14 protein-coding genes are annotated in these 19,147 nt (G+C 43.7%); 7 read left to right on the plus strand and 7 right to left on the minus strand.

Going from position 1 to position 19,147, the window contains the following annotated elements; translation table 11 throughout:
* Positions 1-2: 2 nt before the first annotated feature.
* Positions 3-284, minus strand: a complete 282-nt coding sequence (locus tag Q4592_RS03015; RefSeq protein ID WP_303509609.1) for a pyrimidine/purine nucleoside phosphorylase — start codon at positions 282-284, stop codon at positions 3-5.
* Between the two features lie 87 nt (positions 285-371).
* Between Q4592_RS03015 and Q4592_RS03020 the strand changes: the two genes are divergently transcribed.
* From Q4592_RS03020 to Q4592_RS03030, 3 genes are all read left to right on the plus strand, one after another.
* Complete coding sequence (locus Q4592_RS03020) at positions 372-626, plus strand: DUF3820 family protein (protein ID WP_303509612.1); 255 nt, start codon at positions 372-374, stop codon at positions 624-626.
* 272 nt (positions 627-898) lie between these two features.
* Positions 899-1,111, plus strand: coding sequence for a cold-shock protein (locus tag Q4592_RS03025; protein WP_137672135.1), 213 nt, complete (start codon positions 899-901; stop codon positions 1,109-1,111).
* A 216-nt stretch (positions 1,112-1,327) separates the two neighbouring features.
* Positions 1,328-1,792 carry a TIGR02444 family protein gene (locus Q4592_RS03030; protein WP_303509617.1) on the plus strand — a complete coding sequence of 155 codons (465 nt, stop codon included), beginning with the start codon at positions 1,328-1,330 and terminating at the stop codon, positions 1,790-1,792.
* 3 nt (positions 1,793-1,795) lie between these two features.
* On the opposite strand, the gene Q4592_RS03035 is transcribed toward Q4592_RS03030, so the two are convergent.
* Together Q4592_RS03035 and Q4592_RS03040 are read right to left on the minus strand one after the other, a co-directional pair.
* Positions 1,796-3,583, minus strand: a complete 1,788-nt coding sequence (locus Q4592_RS03035) for an ABC transporter ATP-binding protein (RefSeq protein WP_303509620.1) — start codon at positions 3,581-3,583, stop codon at positions 1,796-1,798.
* 106 nt (positions 3,584-3,689) lie between these two features.
* Positions 3,690-5,039, minus strand: a complete 1,350-nt coding sequence (locus Q4592_RS03040) for a DEAD/DEAH box helicase (RefSeq protein ID WP_303509623.1) — start codon at positions 5,037-5,039, stop codon at positions 3,690-3,692.
* Between the two features lie 285 nt (positions 5,040-5,324).
* Here Q4592_RS03040 and Q4592_RS03045 point away from each other — a divergent pair, with 285 nt between their 5' ends.
* Positions 5,325-8,246 carry an HD domain-containing phosphohydrolase gene (locus tag Q4592_RS03045; protein ID WP_303509625.1) on the plus strand — a complete coding sequence of 974 codons (2,922 nt, stop codon included), beginning with the start codon at positions 5,325-5,327 and terminating at the stop codon, positions 8,244-8,246.
* Between the two features lie 2 nt (positions 8,247-8,248).
* Here Q4592_RS03045 and Q4592_RS03050 read toward each other — a convergent pair whose 3' ends face one another.
* Positions 8,249-9,493, minus strand: a complete 1,245-nt coding sequence (locus Q4592_RS03050; protein ID WP_303509627.1) for a diguanylate cyclase — start codon at positions 9,491-9,493, stop codon at positions 8,249-8,251.
* A 249-nt stretch (positions 9,494-9,742) separates the two neighbouring features.
* Between Q4592_RS03050 and Q4592_RS03055 the strand changes: the two genes are divergently transcribed.
* From Q4592_RS03055 to Q4592_RS03065, 3 genes are all read left to right on the plus strand, one after another.
* The gene (locus Q4592_RS03055; protein WP_137672129.1) at positions 9,743-10,369 is read left to right on the plus strand and encodes a LysE family translocator; all 627 of its coding nucleotides are present in this window, start codon (positions 9,743-9,745) and stop codon (positions 10,367-10,369) included.
* Between the two features lie 28 nt (positions 10,370-10,397).
* Positions 10,398-14,183: a DUF748 domain-containing protein gene (locus tag Q4592_RS03060; RefSeq protein WP_303509632.1), complete on the plus strand. Its 3,786-nt coding sequence runs from the start codon at positions 10,398-10,400 to the stop codon at positions 14,181-14,183.
* A 69-nt stretch (positions 14,184-14,252) separates the two neighbouring features.
* Positions 14,253-14,948 carry a TIGR01621 family pseudouridine synthase gene (locus Q4592_RS03065; RefSeq protein WP_303509635.1) on the plus strand — a complete coding sequence of 232 codons (696 nt, stop codon included), beginning with the start codon at positions 14,253-14,255 and terminating at the stop codon, positions 14,946-14,948.
* Between the two features lie 41 nt (positions 14,949-14,989).
* On the opposite strand, the gene Q4592_RS03070 is transcribed toward Q4592_RS03065, so the two are convergent.
* The 3 genes from Q4592_RS03070 to Q4592_RS03080 all read right to left on the minus strand — a co-directional run bounded on the left by Q4592_RS03070 (position 14,990) and on the right by Q4592_RS03080 (position 19,093).
* Positions 14,990-16,480 (minus strand): carbon starvation protein A, encoded by a 1,491-nt coding sequence (locus Q4592_RS03070; protein WP_303509637.1) that lies wholly within the window; start codon positions 16,478-16,480, stop codon positions 14,990-14,992.
* 163 nt (positions 16,481-16,643) lie between these two features.
* Positions 16,644-17,396 (minus strand): two-component system response regulator BtsR, encoded by a 753-nt coding sequence (gene btsR, locus Q4592_RS03075; protein ID WP_303509639.1) that lies wholly within the window; start codon positions 17,394-17,396, stop codon positions 16,644-16,646.
* On the minus strand, positions 17,393-19,093 hold the full coding sequence (locus Q4592_RS03080) for a sensor histidine kinase (RefSeq protein WP_303509641.1): 1,701 nt from the start codon (positions 19,091-19,093) through the stop codon (positions 17,393-17,395). Before Q4592_RS03080 ends, btsR begins: the two co-directional genes overlap by 4 nt.
* Positions 19,094-19,147: the final 54 nt, after the last annotated feature.

A 19,147-nucleotide genomic window follows, 5' to 3' on the forward strand; every position in this document is an offset into this window, starting at 1 on the left:
ACTTAGCCGTATACGCACAAATAGGCTGTTTCAGTCGGTACTTTTACCTGAAACTTAGCATTGCCGCCAACATTGAACTGTTGACCGTCTTTGTAGCTTGTCCAATCACTTTCGCCTGGTAATTTCACAATCAACTCACCAGCAACAACTACCATTAACTCTGGCTCCGCAGTGCCGAATTCATATTCACCAATTGCCATTACACCTACCGACGTTGGCTTTTCTTTGCCGGTAAAACCGATAGATTTCACTTGTCCGCCAAAGTATTCGTTGCTCTTCAACATTACATTTCCTTGTTTGAATCGATTGTGCAAAACAGCAGGCTAGCATAATGTGGAGGCATTTGGATCGACCAATGAGTTATTTGCACAATGAATGAACAGCTAAACGCTAACGAGCCTTTTGATAAAACTATGTTACTAAAAATTGCTCGCCACAAAATGCCATTTGGTAAGTATGCAGGGCGAGAAATTATTCGCCTGCCTGAAGAGTACCTGCTGTGGTTTGTAAACAACGATGGTTTTCCAAAGGGAGAATTGGGTGAGTTAATGGCATTAGCCCTTGAAATTCAAATAGCTGGCTTGGAAAAGATCATTTGGCCACTTATGAACTCAAAATCGAATTAAAATTCATCTACAACTGGTTGTTTTTCGCTCATCTCTTTGCTAGCGTGTTATTTCTAAATGCTTTTGTTTAGCACTTTAATCAAAATTTAACACTTTATTGATGATTTGAGGCTGATCTTATTGAGTATTTAGTAGAGAATGTAAATCGCTGTTGCAATGCTTGTTGATATACCAAAGGTTTTGGCCATTCTAGTTTTAGGTTGGGTTAACTTTTTGTCGCTGGCTTGCCTAGCTAATACGTTAATTTGCACTTGAAATATGAGAGGACGATAATGTCAGGTCAGGTATTATCAGGAACCGTTAAATGGTTCAATGATGAAAAAGGTTTTGGTTTTATTGCACAAGAGAAAGGTCCGGACGTTTTTGTTCACTTTCGCGCTATCAATGGAGACGGTCGCCGTACCTTAACTGAAGGTCAATCGGTAACTTTTGAAGTTGTTCAAGGCCAAAAAGGCCCTCAAGCTGAAAACGTAACTGCCCTATAAGCCACGCAGTTGTCAGTTTCAGTTAAAACGCTATCTACTTAGATAGCGTTTTTTTTTGTTTACACCTACGACTAATGTTGAATAGTTTGCGTGTTGTCAGGCACTTAGCGGCTTTGTTAAGCTGCTGCACAAGTAAAAAGAAAGATTTTAAGCCGTTCGGGTCTTTATAAAGCGCAGTACTTGGGCTTTATAAGTTTGTATGGAGTAGGGTAGGCCGTGATTTCAAAATCTTGTTTGGTTCCTGAGCTGCAAAGTATTGCTGATAACTTTTGGCATTATTCTGAAAAAGTATATTCAAGGCCGGAAGTTAAACAACATTGTTTATGGTTGCAAAATCAACATCAGCGTAATGTGAATTTGTTGTTGTGGTTGAGTTTTTGCCAACAGCAGCGCTGGACCGTTAATTTAGAACTATTACTCACCCAAATTCGTAGCAGCGAACAAAAACTCAGTGATTTTCGGCAACACCGCCAGGCCATGAAGCCCCACCTTAGTGAACGTCAGTACCAATTGTTATTGAAACATGAGCTTAAACTTGAGCGCAGGCAGCAACAATTACTGGTATTAAGTCAGCAGCGCCATCCTGGCGGACAAACCGCAGAATTAGCGCTTAATACTTATATTGAGCAGCCCGAGGAGGCGGCTCAATATTTAAGTACCCTGAAAGCAGCCTTGCAATAGGGTTTAGTTTTGGTGCTGATATAGGGTTTGGTATAAGCCCGCTTGTTGTATCAGCTCTTGGTGCTCTCCCGCTTGGCTAATTTCGCCATCATCTAATACATAGATAAGGTCGGCTTGTTTAATCGCACTTAGGCGGTGGGCGATAATTAAGGTGCTGCGGTTATCTAAAAAGCCTTGAAGGTTTCTATGTAACTTGGCCTCGGTATCGGTATCTAAGGCTGAAGTCGCCTCGTCTAATACCACCACCTGCGGTTTAGCTAAAATCATTCTGGCAATGGCTAAACGCTGTTTTTGGCCTCCAGATAAACGCACTCCGCTGCGACCCACTATGGTGTCTAGTTGCTGAGGAAGCTTCTCTACGGTGACTTGTAGCTCTGCCAAGCGAAGAGCTTGCCATAGCTCTTCATCGTTGTGCTCGCGTCCCATATTCAGATTTTCGCGCACCGTGGTATTAAACAAAATAGGCTGTTGTAGCACCGTGGCAATATTGCTGCGAATAGTGGAATAACCCACTTTCTCTATGGGGGCGTTATCTAACAAGATTTGCCCGCTGTCTTTTTGGTACAGCCCTAACAGCAAGTTGACTAAGGTGGATTTCCCTCCGCCGCTTACCGATACAATGGCGACTTTTTTACCTGCCGGAAGGGTAAGGCTTACGTTTTTTAGTACTGGCGATTCTTCGGTATAGCTAAAATTGACGTCTTTGAACTGAATATCAAAATTTTGTTTGCTGGCAAAAGGGTCGACTTCGCAAGGGTAGTGAGGTTCTTGTTTTAGTTCAAATAACTGATTGAGTCGTGCCATCGCAGCGTTGGCACTAAAGTAGCTATATTGAATACTTAAAATTTCTTGTACTGGGCCCATCATAAACCACAGGTAGCCAAACACCGCGAAGATTTGGCCAACGGTAAGATCAGAAAACACCACCATTAACATCGCTATAGCGCGAAAGATTTCGAAACCCACTAAGAAGATGGTAAAGCTTAAACGGTTTACTGCATCGGTTTTCCAGTGAGAAGCAATAGCATAATCTTTAAGTTCTCCTGCTGCGCCCACCACACGAGAAAAGTAATGAGACTCTCGTTGAGTAGCTCGAAGCTGCTGAATGCTATCTAGCGTTTCAATTAAGGCTAATTGAAAGGCTTCAAAGGCAGCATTTTCTTTCTTCTTTAAGTCTTTAACGTGGCTGCCAAATGAGCGAGAAAAATAAATAACGGCGGGGTTTAGCAATAAAATGATTAAGCCTAGTTGCCAATCAATCCACAACAAAATACAGGCTGTACCAATAATGGTGAGTAGAGCCACTAAAAACTTCGATAAGCTTTCGCTAATAAATTTATCTAGAGTTTCTACATCGGTAATACAGCGGGCACTAATACCACCTGAACCTTGAGTCTCGTATTCTCTTAGTTCTACTTTGGGAAGATGCTCCACAAGACGCTGGCGGATAAGAAAGCTGATCTGCTTACCAATAAAAGTAAACTGCCGAGCTTGCAGCACGCCCACCACTAATGAGGATAAACGCAGGGTGACTACCACTGCTAGAATGCTCAATATATAAGCGCTGGGTTTATGCCAAACCTCAGGCAATATGTTTTGTAGTACTGAAATGGCTTTACCGGGTTGATTCAATAATACTTCATCAACCAGCAGCGGCATCATTAACGGAATGGGTACACTGACCAAGGTCGCTAATAGGGCAATTAGATGAGCGTAGACAAGGGGCTTTTTATACTGAAATATTTGATGACGAATAGTAGCCCACGTGAATGCGGGAGAGGCTGAGTTCATAAGCTAAATAAGAATCTTTTTCATTTACAATTATTCCAAGTCTACGAAGACTGCAATGAAAAAGCTAGCGCTAGCCGCAGCTTATCGTTTAGCTGCGGCCTTATTGTTAGGCTTCGTTATCGTTACTATCTATGTCGCTTGGGTTAATAGCTTTCTTTTGGCGCACAATCGGTGCGTCACCCATATCGGTGCCTACAGCAAACGTTTTGTTCGATTTAACTTTGGCTTTTCCGACTTTGGCGGTTTTCTTAGGGCTCGCTTTTTGCGGCTTCTTACTAAAGCTAGCTTTGTTACTTGGTGCACGTAAGCCTTTAAATTTAGCCGCTAATCCGTCTAAGGTAATAAACGCTACTTTTTGCTCTAACAAAGCTTCTAAACTTTTGAAGCTATGCCAGTCTTTTGGTCCCACTAAAGAATAAGCTAGGCCTTGATTACCCGCGCGGCCAGTGCGACCAATACGGTGTACGTATTCTTCAACATGTTTTGGCATATCAAAGTTAATCACGTGGGATACTTGAACAATATCCAAACCACGTGAGGCAAGATCGGTAGTAAATAATACTTTTTGATGACCACGGCTGAAATCGTCCATGATCTTGTTTCGCGCACCTTGGCTTAAGTCGGCGTTTAAGGCTGAGCAACTTAAACCTTGCTCACCAAATGCTTCGGCTAATCGCTGGGTATCGGCACGCGTAGCTGTGAATACAATGGCTTGTTTTACTGAATCTTGTTTTAAGATCTCTGCTAGCTGCAGTTGTTTGTGGTCTAGGTGATCACTTAATAAAAACTGCTGCTGAATATCTTGGTGTTGGGTAAAGCTAAAGCCTACTGCAATCCGCTCCGGGGCTTTCAGTAAGTTTAAGGCAAACTGGTTGATGGCGGCATCATCAAGCGTTGCCGAGAACATTAAAGTTTGACGTTTTCTATGGTTGGCAGCTTTATCAACAATTTTCAGTTGCTCGGCAAAACCAAGGTCTAACATGCGGTCTGCTTCATCTAAAATAAGCAGTTCTAAACCTTCTAAGAACAAATGGCGTTTGCTTAGGTGATCCGCTAAGCGGCCTGGCGTTGCCACTACCACTTGAGGATCTTTGCGTAACAACTTACTTTGATCATTAAAGTTTTCACCACCAGTAATTAAACAGGCGCGTGTTTGAGTATTGGCAATTAACAAACGTAGTTGGGCAAATACTTGTTTAGCAAGCTCACGAGTAGGGGTGAGAATAAGCATTCGAGCGTCACGTTTCGATAAGGCTCGAGTCTTTAACATGCGCTGCATGGCAGGTAACAAATAGGCGAGGGTTTTCCCTGAGCCGGTTTTTGAAGAAGCGAGTAGATCTTTGCCAGCCATTGCTGCGGGAATCGCCCGAGTTTGGATTTCGGTGGCTTCAGTAAAGCCAAGGTGTTCAATGGTTTTATTTAGGCGGGGATCTAAGCCAAATTCAGAAAACTGCAAGTTGTTACTCTCAAATGATAAATGTGACTCAGATTATAACCGCAAACGGCGCTGCTCACATTAAGGATCGCCGCTTTATTGCGTTTTAATCTGCGTTTTTATTTTTAGCGAAACAAACATCATGTGGCTGGATATACGCATTATCAATTTCTGGAGAGTAGTGGCTGGCCCTAAATCCTTGATTCATTTGATAAGGGTATAAAAAATAACCATTTTTACTTGCTACTCTCGCTAGCGGTTGTCATAGTTGAGTAGTTAGATATTAAGCCTAGCAAAGGACTGAAAATGGTTTCTCTCGCGCAGAAGAGTGCTGATTCGAAGCGGCGCTTTTCATTTCATATTCATTTAGTCAGCGTAATGATCTTGATGCTTATCACTAGCGGATTAGTGATTGGCACCCTTAATTATTTCCATACCAGTGATATTGTGGCTGAAAATCAGGCGCGTGCTTTAGGGCAAGTTGGCCGAGCAACAGTGTCTGAACTTGAAGGCGTGATGTTCCCAGCGCAAAACTTTGTGCATAGCTTGGCGGCTATGGATCTAAAGATGCAGCAAGTGGACAACAGCCAGCAAAGTTGGTTGCCTATGATCTACGCCACGCTAAGCCAACAACGCGGATTATCGGCTGTGTATATGGGGTATGCCAACGGCGATTTCTATTTAGTACGCCCTTTAGACACACCTGCAAAACGAGAGTTAGTGCAAGCGCCACAAAATTCTGTGGTACTAGTGACCAAAATCGCTAATGGCCAATCAAGCAATAACTTTTACGACGAAGAGCTTAAGCCTTTAAAAGATCAAATTGAACGTGTTTATCAGCTCGACCCCCGTGAACGGCCTTGGTATCAACTTGCCATGCAAAGCCCTGGCTTGGTGGCCACCGACCCGTATATTTTTTACACCACCAAAGAGGTGGGGGTAACCTTTGCCCACGCCAATAAAAATAGCAATATGGTGGTAGGCGCTGATATTACGCTCGCCAGCGTCTCTCAAAGTTTAAATAAAAACCTTATTAGCCCTTCTTCTCAACTGGTGATGTTTAACAACCAATATTCGGTATTGGCCCATCAACAGCCTTCATGGATAGGTGAAAATCTTCAAATGAATGAAGAAGAAGTGATTTTGCCCCGCTTGGATAAACAAGACTTAGGGGTTCTTTCTCAACTGGCTGGGCATTTAGATACGGTGGGCTCTGGAAGCTTTATCATTAAAGGTAAGCAGGAAGACTGGATCGGGCAGATTATCAAACTCACCTTAGATGTGAACGCTAGTCGCGAGAATTTACAAGTAGATAATTATTACCTTGGTTTGGCATCTCCTGAAGATGAAGTATTGATGGATGCGCGTGCGGCGCGCGATCAATCGGTAATTTTTAGTATTTTTATTGTGTTGATTTCTATTCCTATCGCTTGGTATGTATCTAGGTTAGTAGCTAAGCCGCTGCGCGAACTGATGATCCAAAACGAAGCCATTATGGCCTTTGATTTTGATGCCACTAAACAAGTGAATTCGGTGGTGCTAGAGGTGCATCAGCTCAGTCGCATTACTGAGCAGCTCAAGAAAACCATTAAGCAATTTGCCGATGTCTCTACCATGCTGGGGGAAGAAGATAACTTTGGACGGTTGCTTGATAAATGTGTGCAAGAAATGCAGACCATTTTGGATATGAATCATGGGGCTATTTGGTTAAAACAAGACGATAAGTTTGTACTGCAAACCATGGCTCTTGAAGATTTTGAACTACCACAAGAATTTGCTTATACCGATACCTTGTCGCAACCCTTGGTTCAGCAACTATTAGATTCAACGACGTCCTCAACCACCAAATACAAGCAATTTGAGCTTCAAGGGAGCGAGCTTAATTTGGTGGTGTCGCCGCTGATTAATCGAGATAACAAATTGGTGGGCATGATCGCAAGTTTTAGTCGCCATCAGGCCAATATCTCGCCGCGAGTATTGTCGTTTATCGATGCCTTAAGCAGTGTAGTTACTATAGCCATTGAAAATAGGCACTTAATTGAGTCTCAGAAACACCTTTTGGAAGCCTTTATTAAACTAACTGCTGGCGCGATTGATGCTAAATCGCCTTATACCGGCGGCCATTGCCAACGCGTGCCAGAGTTAACCAAAATGCTGGCCAGCGCTGCAGTGGAGCAACAGCAAGGTATATTCGCCGATTTTGTTATGAGCGAAGCACAGTGGGAGGAATTGTATATTGCCAGTTGGTTGCATGACTGCGGCAAGGTAACCACCCCAGAATATGTGGTAGACAAAGCCACTAAACTAGAAACTATTTATGATCGTATTCACGAGATTAGAATGCGCTTTGAAGTACTTAAGCGCGATGCTCAATTAGATTATTGGCAAGAAGTAGCTAAAGGCGTTGGCGACGATGAGCAAGTTAAATTGCAGAGTAAACTTGATGCTCAGTTAACAGCATTAGACGAAGAGTTTGCCTTTGTTGCTAAATCTAATATTGGTGGCGAGTTTATGGGCGGCGAAGATGTAGAGCGATTAAAGGTGATTGCTCAGCGCACCTGGCAAAGAACCATAGACGATCGCTTAGGTTTATCACATATGGAGTTAGACCGCCGCGCAGCAGCAACACAAAGTTTGCCAGCCACTGAGAAGTTAATCGACGATAAAGCTGAGCACATTATTCACCGCCGCGACGATGAGATTATTACCGAAGATAATCCATGGGGATTCAAACTGAATGTGCCGAAATACAAATATAATCGTGGAGAGCTATACAATTTAAGCATTGCTCGCGGCACCTTGAGTGAAGAAGAACGCTACAAAATTAACGACCATATTGTACAAACCATTATCATGCTGGAGAAATTGCCCTTCCCAGACCATCTTAGGTTGGTGCCTGAAATAGCCGGAGGCCATCATGAGAAAATGGACGGTAGTGGTTACCCGAAACGCTTAACTAAAGAACAGATGCCAGCCACTGCGAGAATGATGGCAGTAGCGGATATTTTTGAAGCCTTAACCGCCGTTGATCGGCCTTATAAGAAAGGTAAAAACCTAAGTCAGTCGCTAAAAATCATGGGCTTTATGTGTAAAGACCAGCACATCGATGCAGACATTTTCCGCTTGTTTTTGGAATCAGGGGTCTACTTAGAGTACGCCAAGCAATTTTTGAAAGCCGAGCAGATAGACGATATTAATATTAACGACTACCTGCCCGAAACCACTTAAGGTTAATCGCCAACTACAATGTTACGGCCAGCGCTTTTTGCGTTATACAGAAGCTCATCTGCATGATTAAGTTGGGATTCTAAATGCTCTTGTAGCTGGTTAGTTACGCCTATGCTCACGCTAATTGATAAGGGCGTATCGTTATAGCTAAATTCGGTTGCGGCGACCTGAGCGCGAAAAGCATCGAGTAACTGGTAAGCTTGCTCGTTGCTCAAACCTGCACAGGCAACGCTAAACTCTTCGCCACCAGTACGGGCAAACAAAAAGTTAGATAAGCCTGCCTTTAATAGGCTAGAAAAGTGAATAAGCACAGCGTCACCCGCTTCGTGGCCGTATTTATCATTAAACTTTTTGAAGTGGTCAATATCTAATACCGCCACCGCAAACTGGCTATTTTTGTCTTGGGCGCTCTGATGTTGCTTTCTGCCATGTTCGACAAAATAACGTCGATTAGGAATGGCTGTTAGGTAGTCTTGGTAGGCCGCTTTTTCGAGTTTTTCAACTAAGGCTAAAGTGTGCAAACTGTGGTTAACCCGGCACTGAAACTCTTCAATCGAAAAAGGTTTATGTAAGTAGTCATTAGCGCCGTTTTTAATGAACTTGCTCGACACAGTGGCATTATCAGCTGATGACAAACCTAAAATACTAATTCGTCGTTGGCCCATTTCATGGCGAACTTTTTGCACCAACTGATAACCATCCATATTGGGCATTTGGTAATCGCTGATCAGTAATTTAATGTCTGGATCTTGTTGCAAGAGTTCAAAGGCCTCAACGCCATCGATTGCCTCAATCACTTTAAACAAATGGCGTTGTAGTAAGCTACAGATGTGTTTTCTAGCAAGGTCAGAGTCTTCAGCAACCAGCACTTTGGTGTTTTGATTGATGTATAGTTGATTTAGCGTATCAAAGGCTAATTCGTAAGAATAACGGCCTTCTTTTAATACATAATCAACCACGCCTTTGATGATGAGCAAAGACTGAGTTTGCTCATTAAAAGAACCTGACAGCACTACCGTTGGCAGCTTTTGTTCAAGCAGAAAGTCAATTAACTCGCCATTGGGTGCATCAGGTAAGTTAAAATCGGCCAGTGCTGCAAAAAAGCGCGTGGGTTGTTCAGCGTAGAGCTGCTTAGCCTGCTCTAGGCTAGATGCAAAAATTGGCTCTAAATGTTTTAAACGGGAAGACAAATGCCTAAGAATTTTTAGAACGGTTGGACTGTCTTCTACAATGAGAACTTTTTGCATAGCTTACTTCCCTAGAAACTCGGTTGACTCTAACTACTTGGTCATATAAAGCTGAACTCTATAAAGTGAATATAACAAAATAACAGCTTGAAGCTGCTAAGGTTTTTATTTTATCTAATTATTTAACATAGTTTTATCGTTTTACTAGAGTTGCTTGCAATTGTAGATGGATTTTTCACACTTATGCTGTTTAGTATTGTTTATTATATGGCTTATGAGTAGTCGCTAACTGTAGATAGGGAAAACGCAGTGTATTGGACCGAATTTTTAACCGTAGTGCTTGTTCATCTTTTAGCAGTGGCATCTCCTGGACCAGACTTAGCGGTAGTGCTTAAAAACAGCATATCACTGGGGCGTAGAGCCGCCATATTCACTTCTATTGGCGTAGGCTGCGGCATTATGGTGCATGTGGTTTACTCGGTGTTGGGTATTGGCTTAATCATCTCGCAATCTATTTGGCTGTTTAATGTCATTAAATGGTTGGGAGCAGCCTATTTGATTTGGATTGGTATTCAAGGTTTACGCGCAAAGCGCCGTAATGACCAAGATATTGAAGCCGAGCAAGGTTTGAGTACGAGTGATGGCAGCGCTTTTTTGAGTGGCTTTATGACTAATGGCTTAAACCCAAAAGCGACTTTATTTTTCTTGTCTTTATTTACCGTAGTGATCAACCCAAGTACCCCAATGTTAGTGCAGTTAGGCTATGGTTTATATATGGTTTTTGCCACCGCGCTATGGTTTATAATGATCTCATGGGTGTTTAGTACCGCGCGAGTTCGCCGTAAGTTTTTGCAGGTAGGCCATTGGTTTGACCGCACAATGGGCGTTGTTTTAGTGGGTTTGGGAATTCGTTTGCTATTTAGTAGTCGAAACTAGTAAGTATTAACAATGTAATGGGAGCGCTATGATCGCGGCCGCATGGATCGGGCAAGTTAAAAAGCGTTGGCAGGGATCAAATCGCTGGCAAAAAGCAGCGGTTTATTTAGCTGCGGTATTTTTTGTTTATTTGGTGTTATCTTTAAGCCTGCTCCCTTGGGTCATTAAGCAACAATTAGAAACACAACTTACCGCCAGTAGTGGCCATCCGGTTACAGTGCAACAGGTTTCTTACCACCCCTTAAAAATGTCGTTAACTTTACGTCAGTTTGCTATTCATGAAACGGCACCGGAACAAATCGAGCCTTTATTTAGCTTTGAACGTTTATACATCGACTTTACCTTAAGCTCCTTATTTTACTGGAGTTGGAACTTTGAGAAACTAGAGCTAGATGGTTTGTTTTTCCATTTAAGCCGTTTGAAAAACGGCGCTTTGAATATCGATAGTTTATTTCCGCCTGCTGCCGACGCCACACCAGCGGAGCCGCCAGCAAATAATCAATCCAGCCCTGTACCTCGCTTACGGGTTAAACAGTTCACTTTACGAAATGCCCATTTAAAACTGAGTGATAAGCTTCCTGAGGAAGCGGTGGACTTTGCTATTTCAGAATTTGATTTATCCCTCAGCGACTTTTATACCCAAAAAACAGGAGATGGCGCCAATGGTTACAATATTGATGCGCAAGTGGGGGAAAAGGGACGTTTAGCGTGGAGCGGTAATCTAGATTTACCGGCCTCTAGAGTCTCTGGAAACGTGAGTTTGGAGCAGTTTCAGTTACCTCATGTTTTTAGCTTTTTACGCCCCTATACCGATTTACGAATTACCCAAGGTGCGGTATCACTCAGTTCCAATTACTTGATTGATTACCAAGAGTTGTTTCAATTTACCACTGAGCAAGGCTCGCTGGAGATTACTGACTTTGAAGTGCAAGCCTTTGATCAAACGCGGTCTCAATTTAACGCTTTTTCTTTAAACAATATTGCCTTTAACTTGCAGCAACAGCAGCTTGATTTAGGTGACATATCGCTATCTGAGGGCATGCTGAGTGCGAGCTTTGATAAGCATTCACAGTTAGATTGGACTGACTGGTTTCATTTTGAAAAATTACTGGCAGAAACTCAAACAGATGAGCCCACACAAGAGCAAAGCGAGCCGGAATTAGCAGAGCAAACTACTCACGAACCGCAAAGCTCACCTTGGCTGATTTCTTTGAATAGCATCACCGGAAACGCTTTTACATTGGTTTTGGGTGAATCCTGGTTAGGGCAGCAGAAAACCCATTCGTTAAGTTTACAGCAATTGGAAGTAGGGCCATTCTCTAGCGATATGCAGCAAACCACTGAGCTGTCTTTGCAGGCAAAGTTGTATCAAGCTAGCTCCTTAGACGCTCGATTCAGTTTACTGGGTGCAGAGCAGCGTTTAGCGGGCCAGTTTAGCTTAAGCGATTTGCCTTTGACCCAATTAGAGAAGTGGTACGCTCCGTTTGTTCAGCTGCAAGTAGACAGTGGTGAACTAGCGCTAAGCAGCCATTTAAGCATCGGTTTTGCAGACGACTTTTTGCTAAATACTGAGCAAGGTAAGGTCAGCATATCTAAGTTAAGCTTAACGGCACCTGATGGGCCCGAACAAGAGGCGTGGTTAGCCTTAGAGGCTCTCTCTGCTCAAGCCATTGATGTTGACTTAAGTCAGCAAAACGTTGCCATTGGAGAGGTCACCAGCCAAGGCTTGGCTTTAAGGGCCAGCATTGATCAAGACGGCAATCTTGATGTACTCGAGCAGTTGGGCATAGAGCCAGCATCTGGCGACCTTGAGCAGCCTGAACATCAACAAAATGAACAGACCCAAACCGAGCTTAGCCAAACTAGCAAAGCAGATTCTCTAGCACTTGATACCGAGAATGTAACTCAAGCAAACGTTGAGTTGGAGACCAACAATGCTGACTGGTTGGTGAGTATTGATGTCATCAATGCCAGCGATTCTTCTTTTAGTTTTAGTGAACCTTTCTCCGGTGAAACGCTTAAACATCAACTTTCTGCGCCGTCTATTATTGTTGAAAACATAGCATCTAGCTTGAGCAAGCCAATTAGCTTGGCAGCGACTTTAGAGGCCGCCCAGGGTGGTGAATTGGTTCTTGGTGGTGAGTTTGCGATTGTCGAGCAAAGCGCAGAATTGGCCGTGCAAATAGACCAGCTTGATTTAGCTTTTTATCAGCCTTATATCGCTCAATATACCGAACTTAATATGCAGTCGGCGCTGTTTAGCACCGAGATGCAGCTAGGGCTCAATTGGCAACAAGGCTTTGATATCAACATGCAAGGGCCTTTGAGTGTGAATCAACTGCACTTAAAAGACGCGCGTGCCCAAGCCGACTTGCTCAAGTGGGCTGAGTTTAATGTAAGCCAGTTTGCGCTTAATACCGCCGAGCAAACAATTGCGCTTGGTGAGCTTAACTTTATTCAACCCTATTTCTTAATTCAAATCTCTGAAGATTTTTCGACTAATCTCGCCGGCATTGTTAAAAGCAGTGAGCAATCAACTCAGTCTGCGGAACCTTCGGAGCAAGCGGTGTCTTCAGAAGAAGCGTCAGAGGCTTGGCAAATTAGTATTGAACAAACCCAATTTAGCCAAGGCTTAGTCGACTTTGCCGATTTCTCTTTAAGCCCCAACTTTGCCGCTAAAATAGAAAAAGTTGCTGGTAAAATTGGTCGCCTGAGTCAAGATCCCGATCATCCCGCGGATGTGAGTTTAAGTGGTGAAGTTGATGGTTACGCACCAGTAAGTTTTGCCGGTAACGTTGCGCCGTTGGCTGAACAACCTGCTTTTGATGCGGCGTTAGATTTTAAACACTTAGAGCTTACTCGGCTGAATGCCTATTCTGGTACCTATGCGGGATACGTGATTGAGCGTGGGCAAATGTCTTTGGCGCTGGCTTACAAGCTTAAGCAAAATCAATTACAAGGCAGTAACCAAGTCTACATTGAGCAGTTGCAACTAGGGAAACGTACCGATAGCGATAAAGCTACCTCGCTACCCGTTGAGTTGGCTATTGCCTTACTGGAAGACGATCAAGGGGTAATTGATTTAGGTTTAGAAGTGAGTGGTGACGTAAACGATCCCGACTTTAATGTGGCGGGTTTGGTATTTAAAGCACTTGGTGGTGCCTTGAAAAAGATTATCACCTCGCCGTTTGCGCTTATAGGGTCTTTGATTGGTAGTGATGATACTTTAAACCAGGTGAGTTTTACCGCTGGCAGTAGTGAGATTGAAGAACAACAACTTAGCCAACTTAGCCAATTAGCTGAGGGCTTGAAAAAGCGACCGCAGCTTAAAATTGGAGTCGTGGGCTCTATTAATGCCGCTCAAGATATTCCTGCACTAAAACGTCAAGCCTTGGCAGAGCAATTAGTTGCCAGTGCGAATGTAGATATGCCCTTACACGCTATTAACCTAAGTGCCGTGTTAGACAACCGTAGTCTACGTACGGCGATGGTTAATTTAGCTCAGCAACAGCTCGATGAAACATCTCGAACGAAAGATCGTCAGCAGATCACCGAAAGCTTAAAAGAGCAACAAAGACTTAATCCCGATAACCTAAATATGGAACTGCACAGCTTGTGGTATCAGCGTTTAGTTGATTTGATTGAACTGAGTGAGACCGAGCTAGAAGCCTTTGCCGAACAGCGTGCTATTGCCGTGAAAGATGTGCTTACAGAGCAAAATGGCCTGCCTATAGATCGCACCTTTGTACAGCGGCAGGCCTTAGATAAACAAAGTGGAAAAATGCTGGTGACGCTTAGTATTATTGCAGACTAAATACTTGTTTTAGTTGCCTTAAGTAAGCGCCTAAGGATAATGCCAGCAGGTTTTGTAAGGAAATGTAGTATGCAAACTCTTAGCTTGGTGGCTGAGCACGACGACTTCTTGGTGATTAATAAACCCAGTGGTGTGAATTTTCACACTGAATCAGATGAGTTGGGGCTGGTAGAGCAAGCTCGTCAGCAATTCGCTAGCGAGCTTTGGCCGGTACATCGCTTAGATAAGCTTACTTCTGGTTTGCTTCTTCTGGCTAAAAGCAAAGTGGCTACGGCACGTTTTCAAGAATTGTTTAGCCAAGGTTTAGTCAATAAATACTATCTCGCCTTAGCGACAAATAAGCCGAAAAAGAAACAGGGTTTGATTAAAGGCGACATGCTTAAAGCGCGTAATGGATCGTGGAAGTTAGGGCATAGCCAAAGTAAACCTGCTATTACTCAGTTTTTTAGTTATGCCTTGCTGCCTAAGCGCCGTTTGTTTTTACTTAAACCCCATACTGGCCGTACTCATCAATTAAGGGTGGCCTTAAAAAGCCTAGGTTCACCCATTTTAGGGGATGTTCGATATAGCGGTGATAGTGCTGAACGCGGCTATTTACATGCTTACGGGCTCACCTTTGATTGGCATGGGGAACAATTGCGTTTTCTTGCTACCGGTAATTTAGATGGTGAGTTTGAGCGCTTTGAAGTAGCCGAAAAAATAGTCAGCTTGGCTAAGCCCTGGGATATGAACTTCCCGACATTAAGTGGCCCAACTGCCAAATAAAAAAAGAGCCGCATAATGCGGCTCAAAACGTAGGATGACTATTAGGCTTCTTCGACCGAATTAAATGTTGTTGGTTCATCATCGTTATCTAAATCATCTTCACCAATGCCTTTCAGTTTGGCAATAAGCATACCGGTAATCACTAAGGTAGTAACGACACCGGCAACCGTTGATATAGTCATTGGCAAGCCAAAACCTAAGGTGCTTGAGTTTAGGATAAAGGTCACTACAACGGTGGTCATAAACATGGCTGGAACAGTGGTTATCCAGTGGAATTTATCGTTGCGCAACAAGTAAGCGGTGGCTGTCCACAACATCATTACTGCGGTAGTTTGGTTGGCAAATCCGAAATAGCGCCAAATTACCCCAAAGTCTACTTGAGTTAGAATACCGCCAATAATGAAGATAGGCAGGGCAATTAAGAGGCGGTTTTTAACCGGTTTTTGTGAAAGATTAAAGTACTCAGCCAAAATTAAACGGCTAGAGCGGAACGCAGTATCGCCCGAAGTAATCGGTAAAATAACCACACCTAAGAAAGCTAAAATCCCACCAAATACGCCCAATAAGCCAAATGATGCATCGTAAACCACTTTACCTGGGCCGCCGTTGGCTACTGCCGCTTGTAAGCCTTCCATAGAGTTGAAGAACGATAGCGCAATAGCACACCAGATTAAGGCTATTACACCTTCGCCAATCATCGCGCCGTAAAACACGAAGCGACCATTGCTTTCATTTTCTACACAGCGCGCCATTAATGGAGACTGAGTTGCGTGGAAGCCTGAAATAGCGCCACAAGCAATGGTAATAAATAAGGCAGGCCATAGCGGTAAATCGTTAGGGTTCATATTGGTGAACATTTGGCTTACTTCAAAGCTACCCATTACTTGGTGTTCGCTAGAAAATGCCACTGCAGTAATTAAACCCACCGACATAAAGATAAGTAGTGCGCCAAATAAGGGGTAGAAGCGACCAATAATTTTGTCGATAGGAACAATGGTAGCGATGATGTAGTAAACAAAGATGAGGCTAACCATTGTGCCCAAACCTAGGCTTACACCAGCTTGGTCGTTGATAAGGTTGGTTAACATGCCGGCGGGAGCCGAAACAAAAACTACACCCACTAACAGTAGCAACACAATGGCAAATACATTCATAAAGTGACGCGCGCTTTTGCCTAGGTAGCGACCAGAAAGCGAAGGCACTGAAGCGCCACCATTACGTACCGACAACATGCCTGAGAAGTAATCGTGAGTTGCCCCCGCGAAAATACAGCCAACAACAATCCATAACATGGCTGCAGGGCCATAAAGCGCACCCATAATAGGACCAAAAATAGGGCCTACACCAGCAATGTTGAGTAGTTGAATTAGGTAAACTTTTTTCTTCGACATTGGCACATAATCCACACCATCCTGCTTAGCGTAAGCAGGCGTTTGTCGATGTTCCTTAATGCCAAAAACCTTTTCAACAAAGGCGCCGTAAATGAAGTAGCCGCCGAGCAATGCTGCGACGCAAAATAGAAACCAAAGCATGTCGTCCTCTCAGTACTTAGTTGTAATCGAGAACAGAATAAGTGTGAACATTGAAAGGCGCAGCCGAAGCTTAACTAAGCGGCGCTATGTTAGGGTAAATGGTCGAAATAGCGGTTTAGTGGTTATACTATTTTCAGGCGAACAGGTGCAATGTACTAACAGCCTATAAACCAAAGTGCTCTTTAATGGCTTTAAAGTAGCGGCGGCTTACTGGCAGTTGCGCACCACTTTTAGTAAACAATACCGCGCCGCCGTTCTCTTCTAACGATATCTCCAAAATAGCATCTACATTGACTAAGTGTTGCCGATGACAGCGCAATAAGGGCGACTTTTCTTCCAGTACTTTTAGCGTGAGTTGGGTATGGTTAATACCTTGTGAGGTCGCCACATGCACTCCGCTTAAATCACTTGAGGCGTATTCAATGTCTTCTAAGCGAATCAGTTTTACTCGCTGCTGAAAATAACAAGGAATGAGCTTGAGCTGTTGGTTTTTCAACATGTCTTGGTAAGAGTGAGGGGCTAAAGTACCTTCTGAGAGTAGTGATGGCTCTGTTGACTCTGGTAAGCGTTCTTGCAGTCGCTTTATTGATTTACATAAACGCTTTGGGTCAATGGGCTTGAGCAAATAATCTACCGCATTCTGTTCAAAGGCATCTAAAGCGAATTGGTCGTAGGCGGTAACAAATATAATCGCGGGTGCATTGTCACTATCCAGCATATTAGCTAGCTCTAACCCACTAATTTGCGGCATTTCTATATCAAGAAAGAGTACATCAGCTTCTAGCTGTTTAAGGTGCTTCAAGCATTCAATAGCATTACCAAATTGGCCCACCACCTCAAGTTGCGGGTGATGTTGTAGCAATTCGAACAACTCTTCGCGTGCTAGTGGTTCATCATCAACAATAATGGCTCTCATGGGTTTGGCTCCAGAGGTAGTGATATCACCACGCGAGTATATTGGTGTAACTGACATTCAATTTGTAAGGCGTATTGTTCGCCAAAGGCATTACGCAAACGCGTATCAACAATGTGCATGCCTAAGCCTTCGCTGGTGACTTGTTCCGGTTTTTGGTAAAGGCCTGCGTTGTCTTCTACCACTAACTGTTTTATGCCATTTTTAATTCGACTATAAATGGTTATTTCACCGGTCTCGAGCAAGTGAGCGGTACCATGCTTAATGGCATTTTCTACTAAGGGTTGCAGAGTAAAGGTGGGTAATTCAAGTTGCAGAAAAGACTCATCAATAGCTTGTTTTACCACTAAACGATCGGCAAAGCGCACCTGCTCAATATGTAGGTAAGCATTAACATGTTCGAGTTCTACGCTGACTAAACTGGTTTGTTGATTGCGTTTTAAGTTAATCCGCAAAAACAGCGCTAAGTCAGCAATTAACTCGCGTGCCGAACTGGCGTCGCGCTTCACTACCGCGCTAATTGTATTAAGAGCGTTAAATAAGAAATGAGGGTTTATTTGGGCGCGAGCCAATTTTAATTCGGCTTCTGTTAACAATTGCTGTTGCTGATGCACGTGGCTATCACGCAGTTGCTCGGCAATCACTTTGGCGATACCTTCGCCTAGCGCTCGGTTAATGTGTAAAAACAAGCGACGTTTCGATTCATACAGTTTTACGGTACCAATCACTTCTTTGTCGCTGCCGCGAATTGGTACCACAAGCGACGAACCCAAGGGGCATTTGTCACTGCTGCTGCATTGATAGGGCTCTTCTACACCGTCGGCAAATACCACGCGATTTTCTTTAATGGCTTGGTAAGTTTGTTTCGACGATATTGGCCGGCCAGCGCTGTGGTGGTCGCTGCCCAAGCCCGTATAGGCTAATACTTGCTGGGTATCGGTAATGGCTACCGCAGATACGCCGGTTTCTTCATGAATGATGTTGGCAATGCGCACTGCGTCTTGTTGTTTGAAACCTTGATGAAAAATGCCCACCATCCGCTGCGCTAAATTAAGTGCTTTGGCCGAAGAGTGGCTACTAAATTTATCGTATAAACGGCGGCGGTCGCGGATCATCATCATAAACAATGCCGCGCCTATTGAGTTGGCGAGCACCATCGGCAAGGCGATAACTTCCACCAGTGCAAGGGCTTGGTCAAAGGGTTTTGCAATGGCCAAAATCAGCAGCATTTGCAGGGTTTCTGCTATTAGTGTGGCAACAAAGGCGATAGTGGGGGAAAACAAGTGCTCGTTATGATGGCTGCGATGGCGGATCCATAAGTGAAACAAGCCGCCGACTAAGCCTTCTAAAGTGGTTGAAACTGCACAGGCAACATCGGTAAAACCGCCCATAAAGTAACGATGCATACCGCCAGTAAACCCGACTAGCAATCCTAATATTGGGCCACCAAACAATCCGCCCAACACCGCACCAACAGCGCGAGTATTGGCAATGGCATCATCAATGGCTAAACCGAAATACGAGCCCAAAATACAAAAGCCGGAAAACAAGCAGTAAATGGTAAGGGTATTAGGTAGCCGAGGAGATAAATTAGTGAGGGGTAAAAAGGCTGGTGTTTTACTTAATAGGTAAGCGATAACCAGAAAAACGCTCATTTGTTGGGCTAAAGATAACAGCAGGGAAAAATCACTCAATATCATCAGCTATTAGAGCCTCGCAAGTTGGCGAAAGGATATCTGGTATTCACAGTAGAT

The organism is Agarivorans sp. 1_MG-2023 (assembly GCF_030548385.1).
Lineage (GTDB): Bacteria > Pseudomonadota > Gammaproteobacteria > Enterobacterales > Celerinatantimonadaceae > Agarivorans.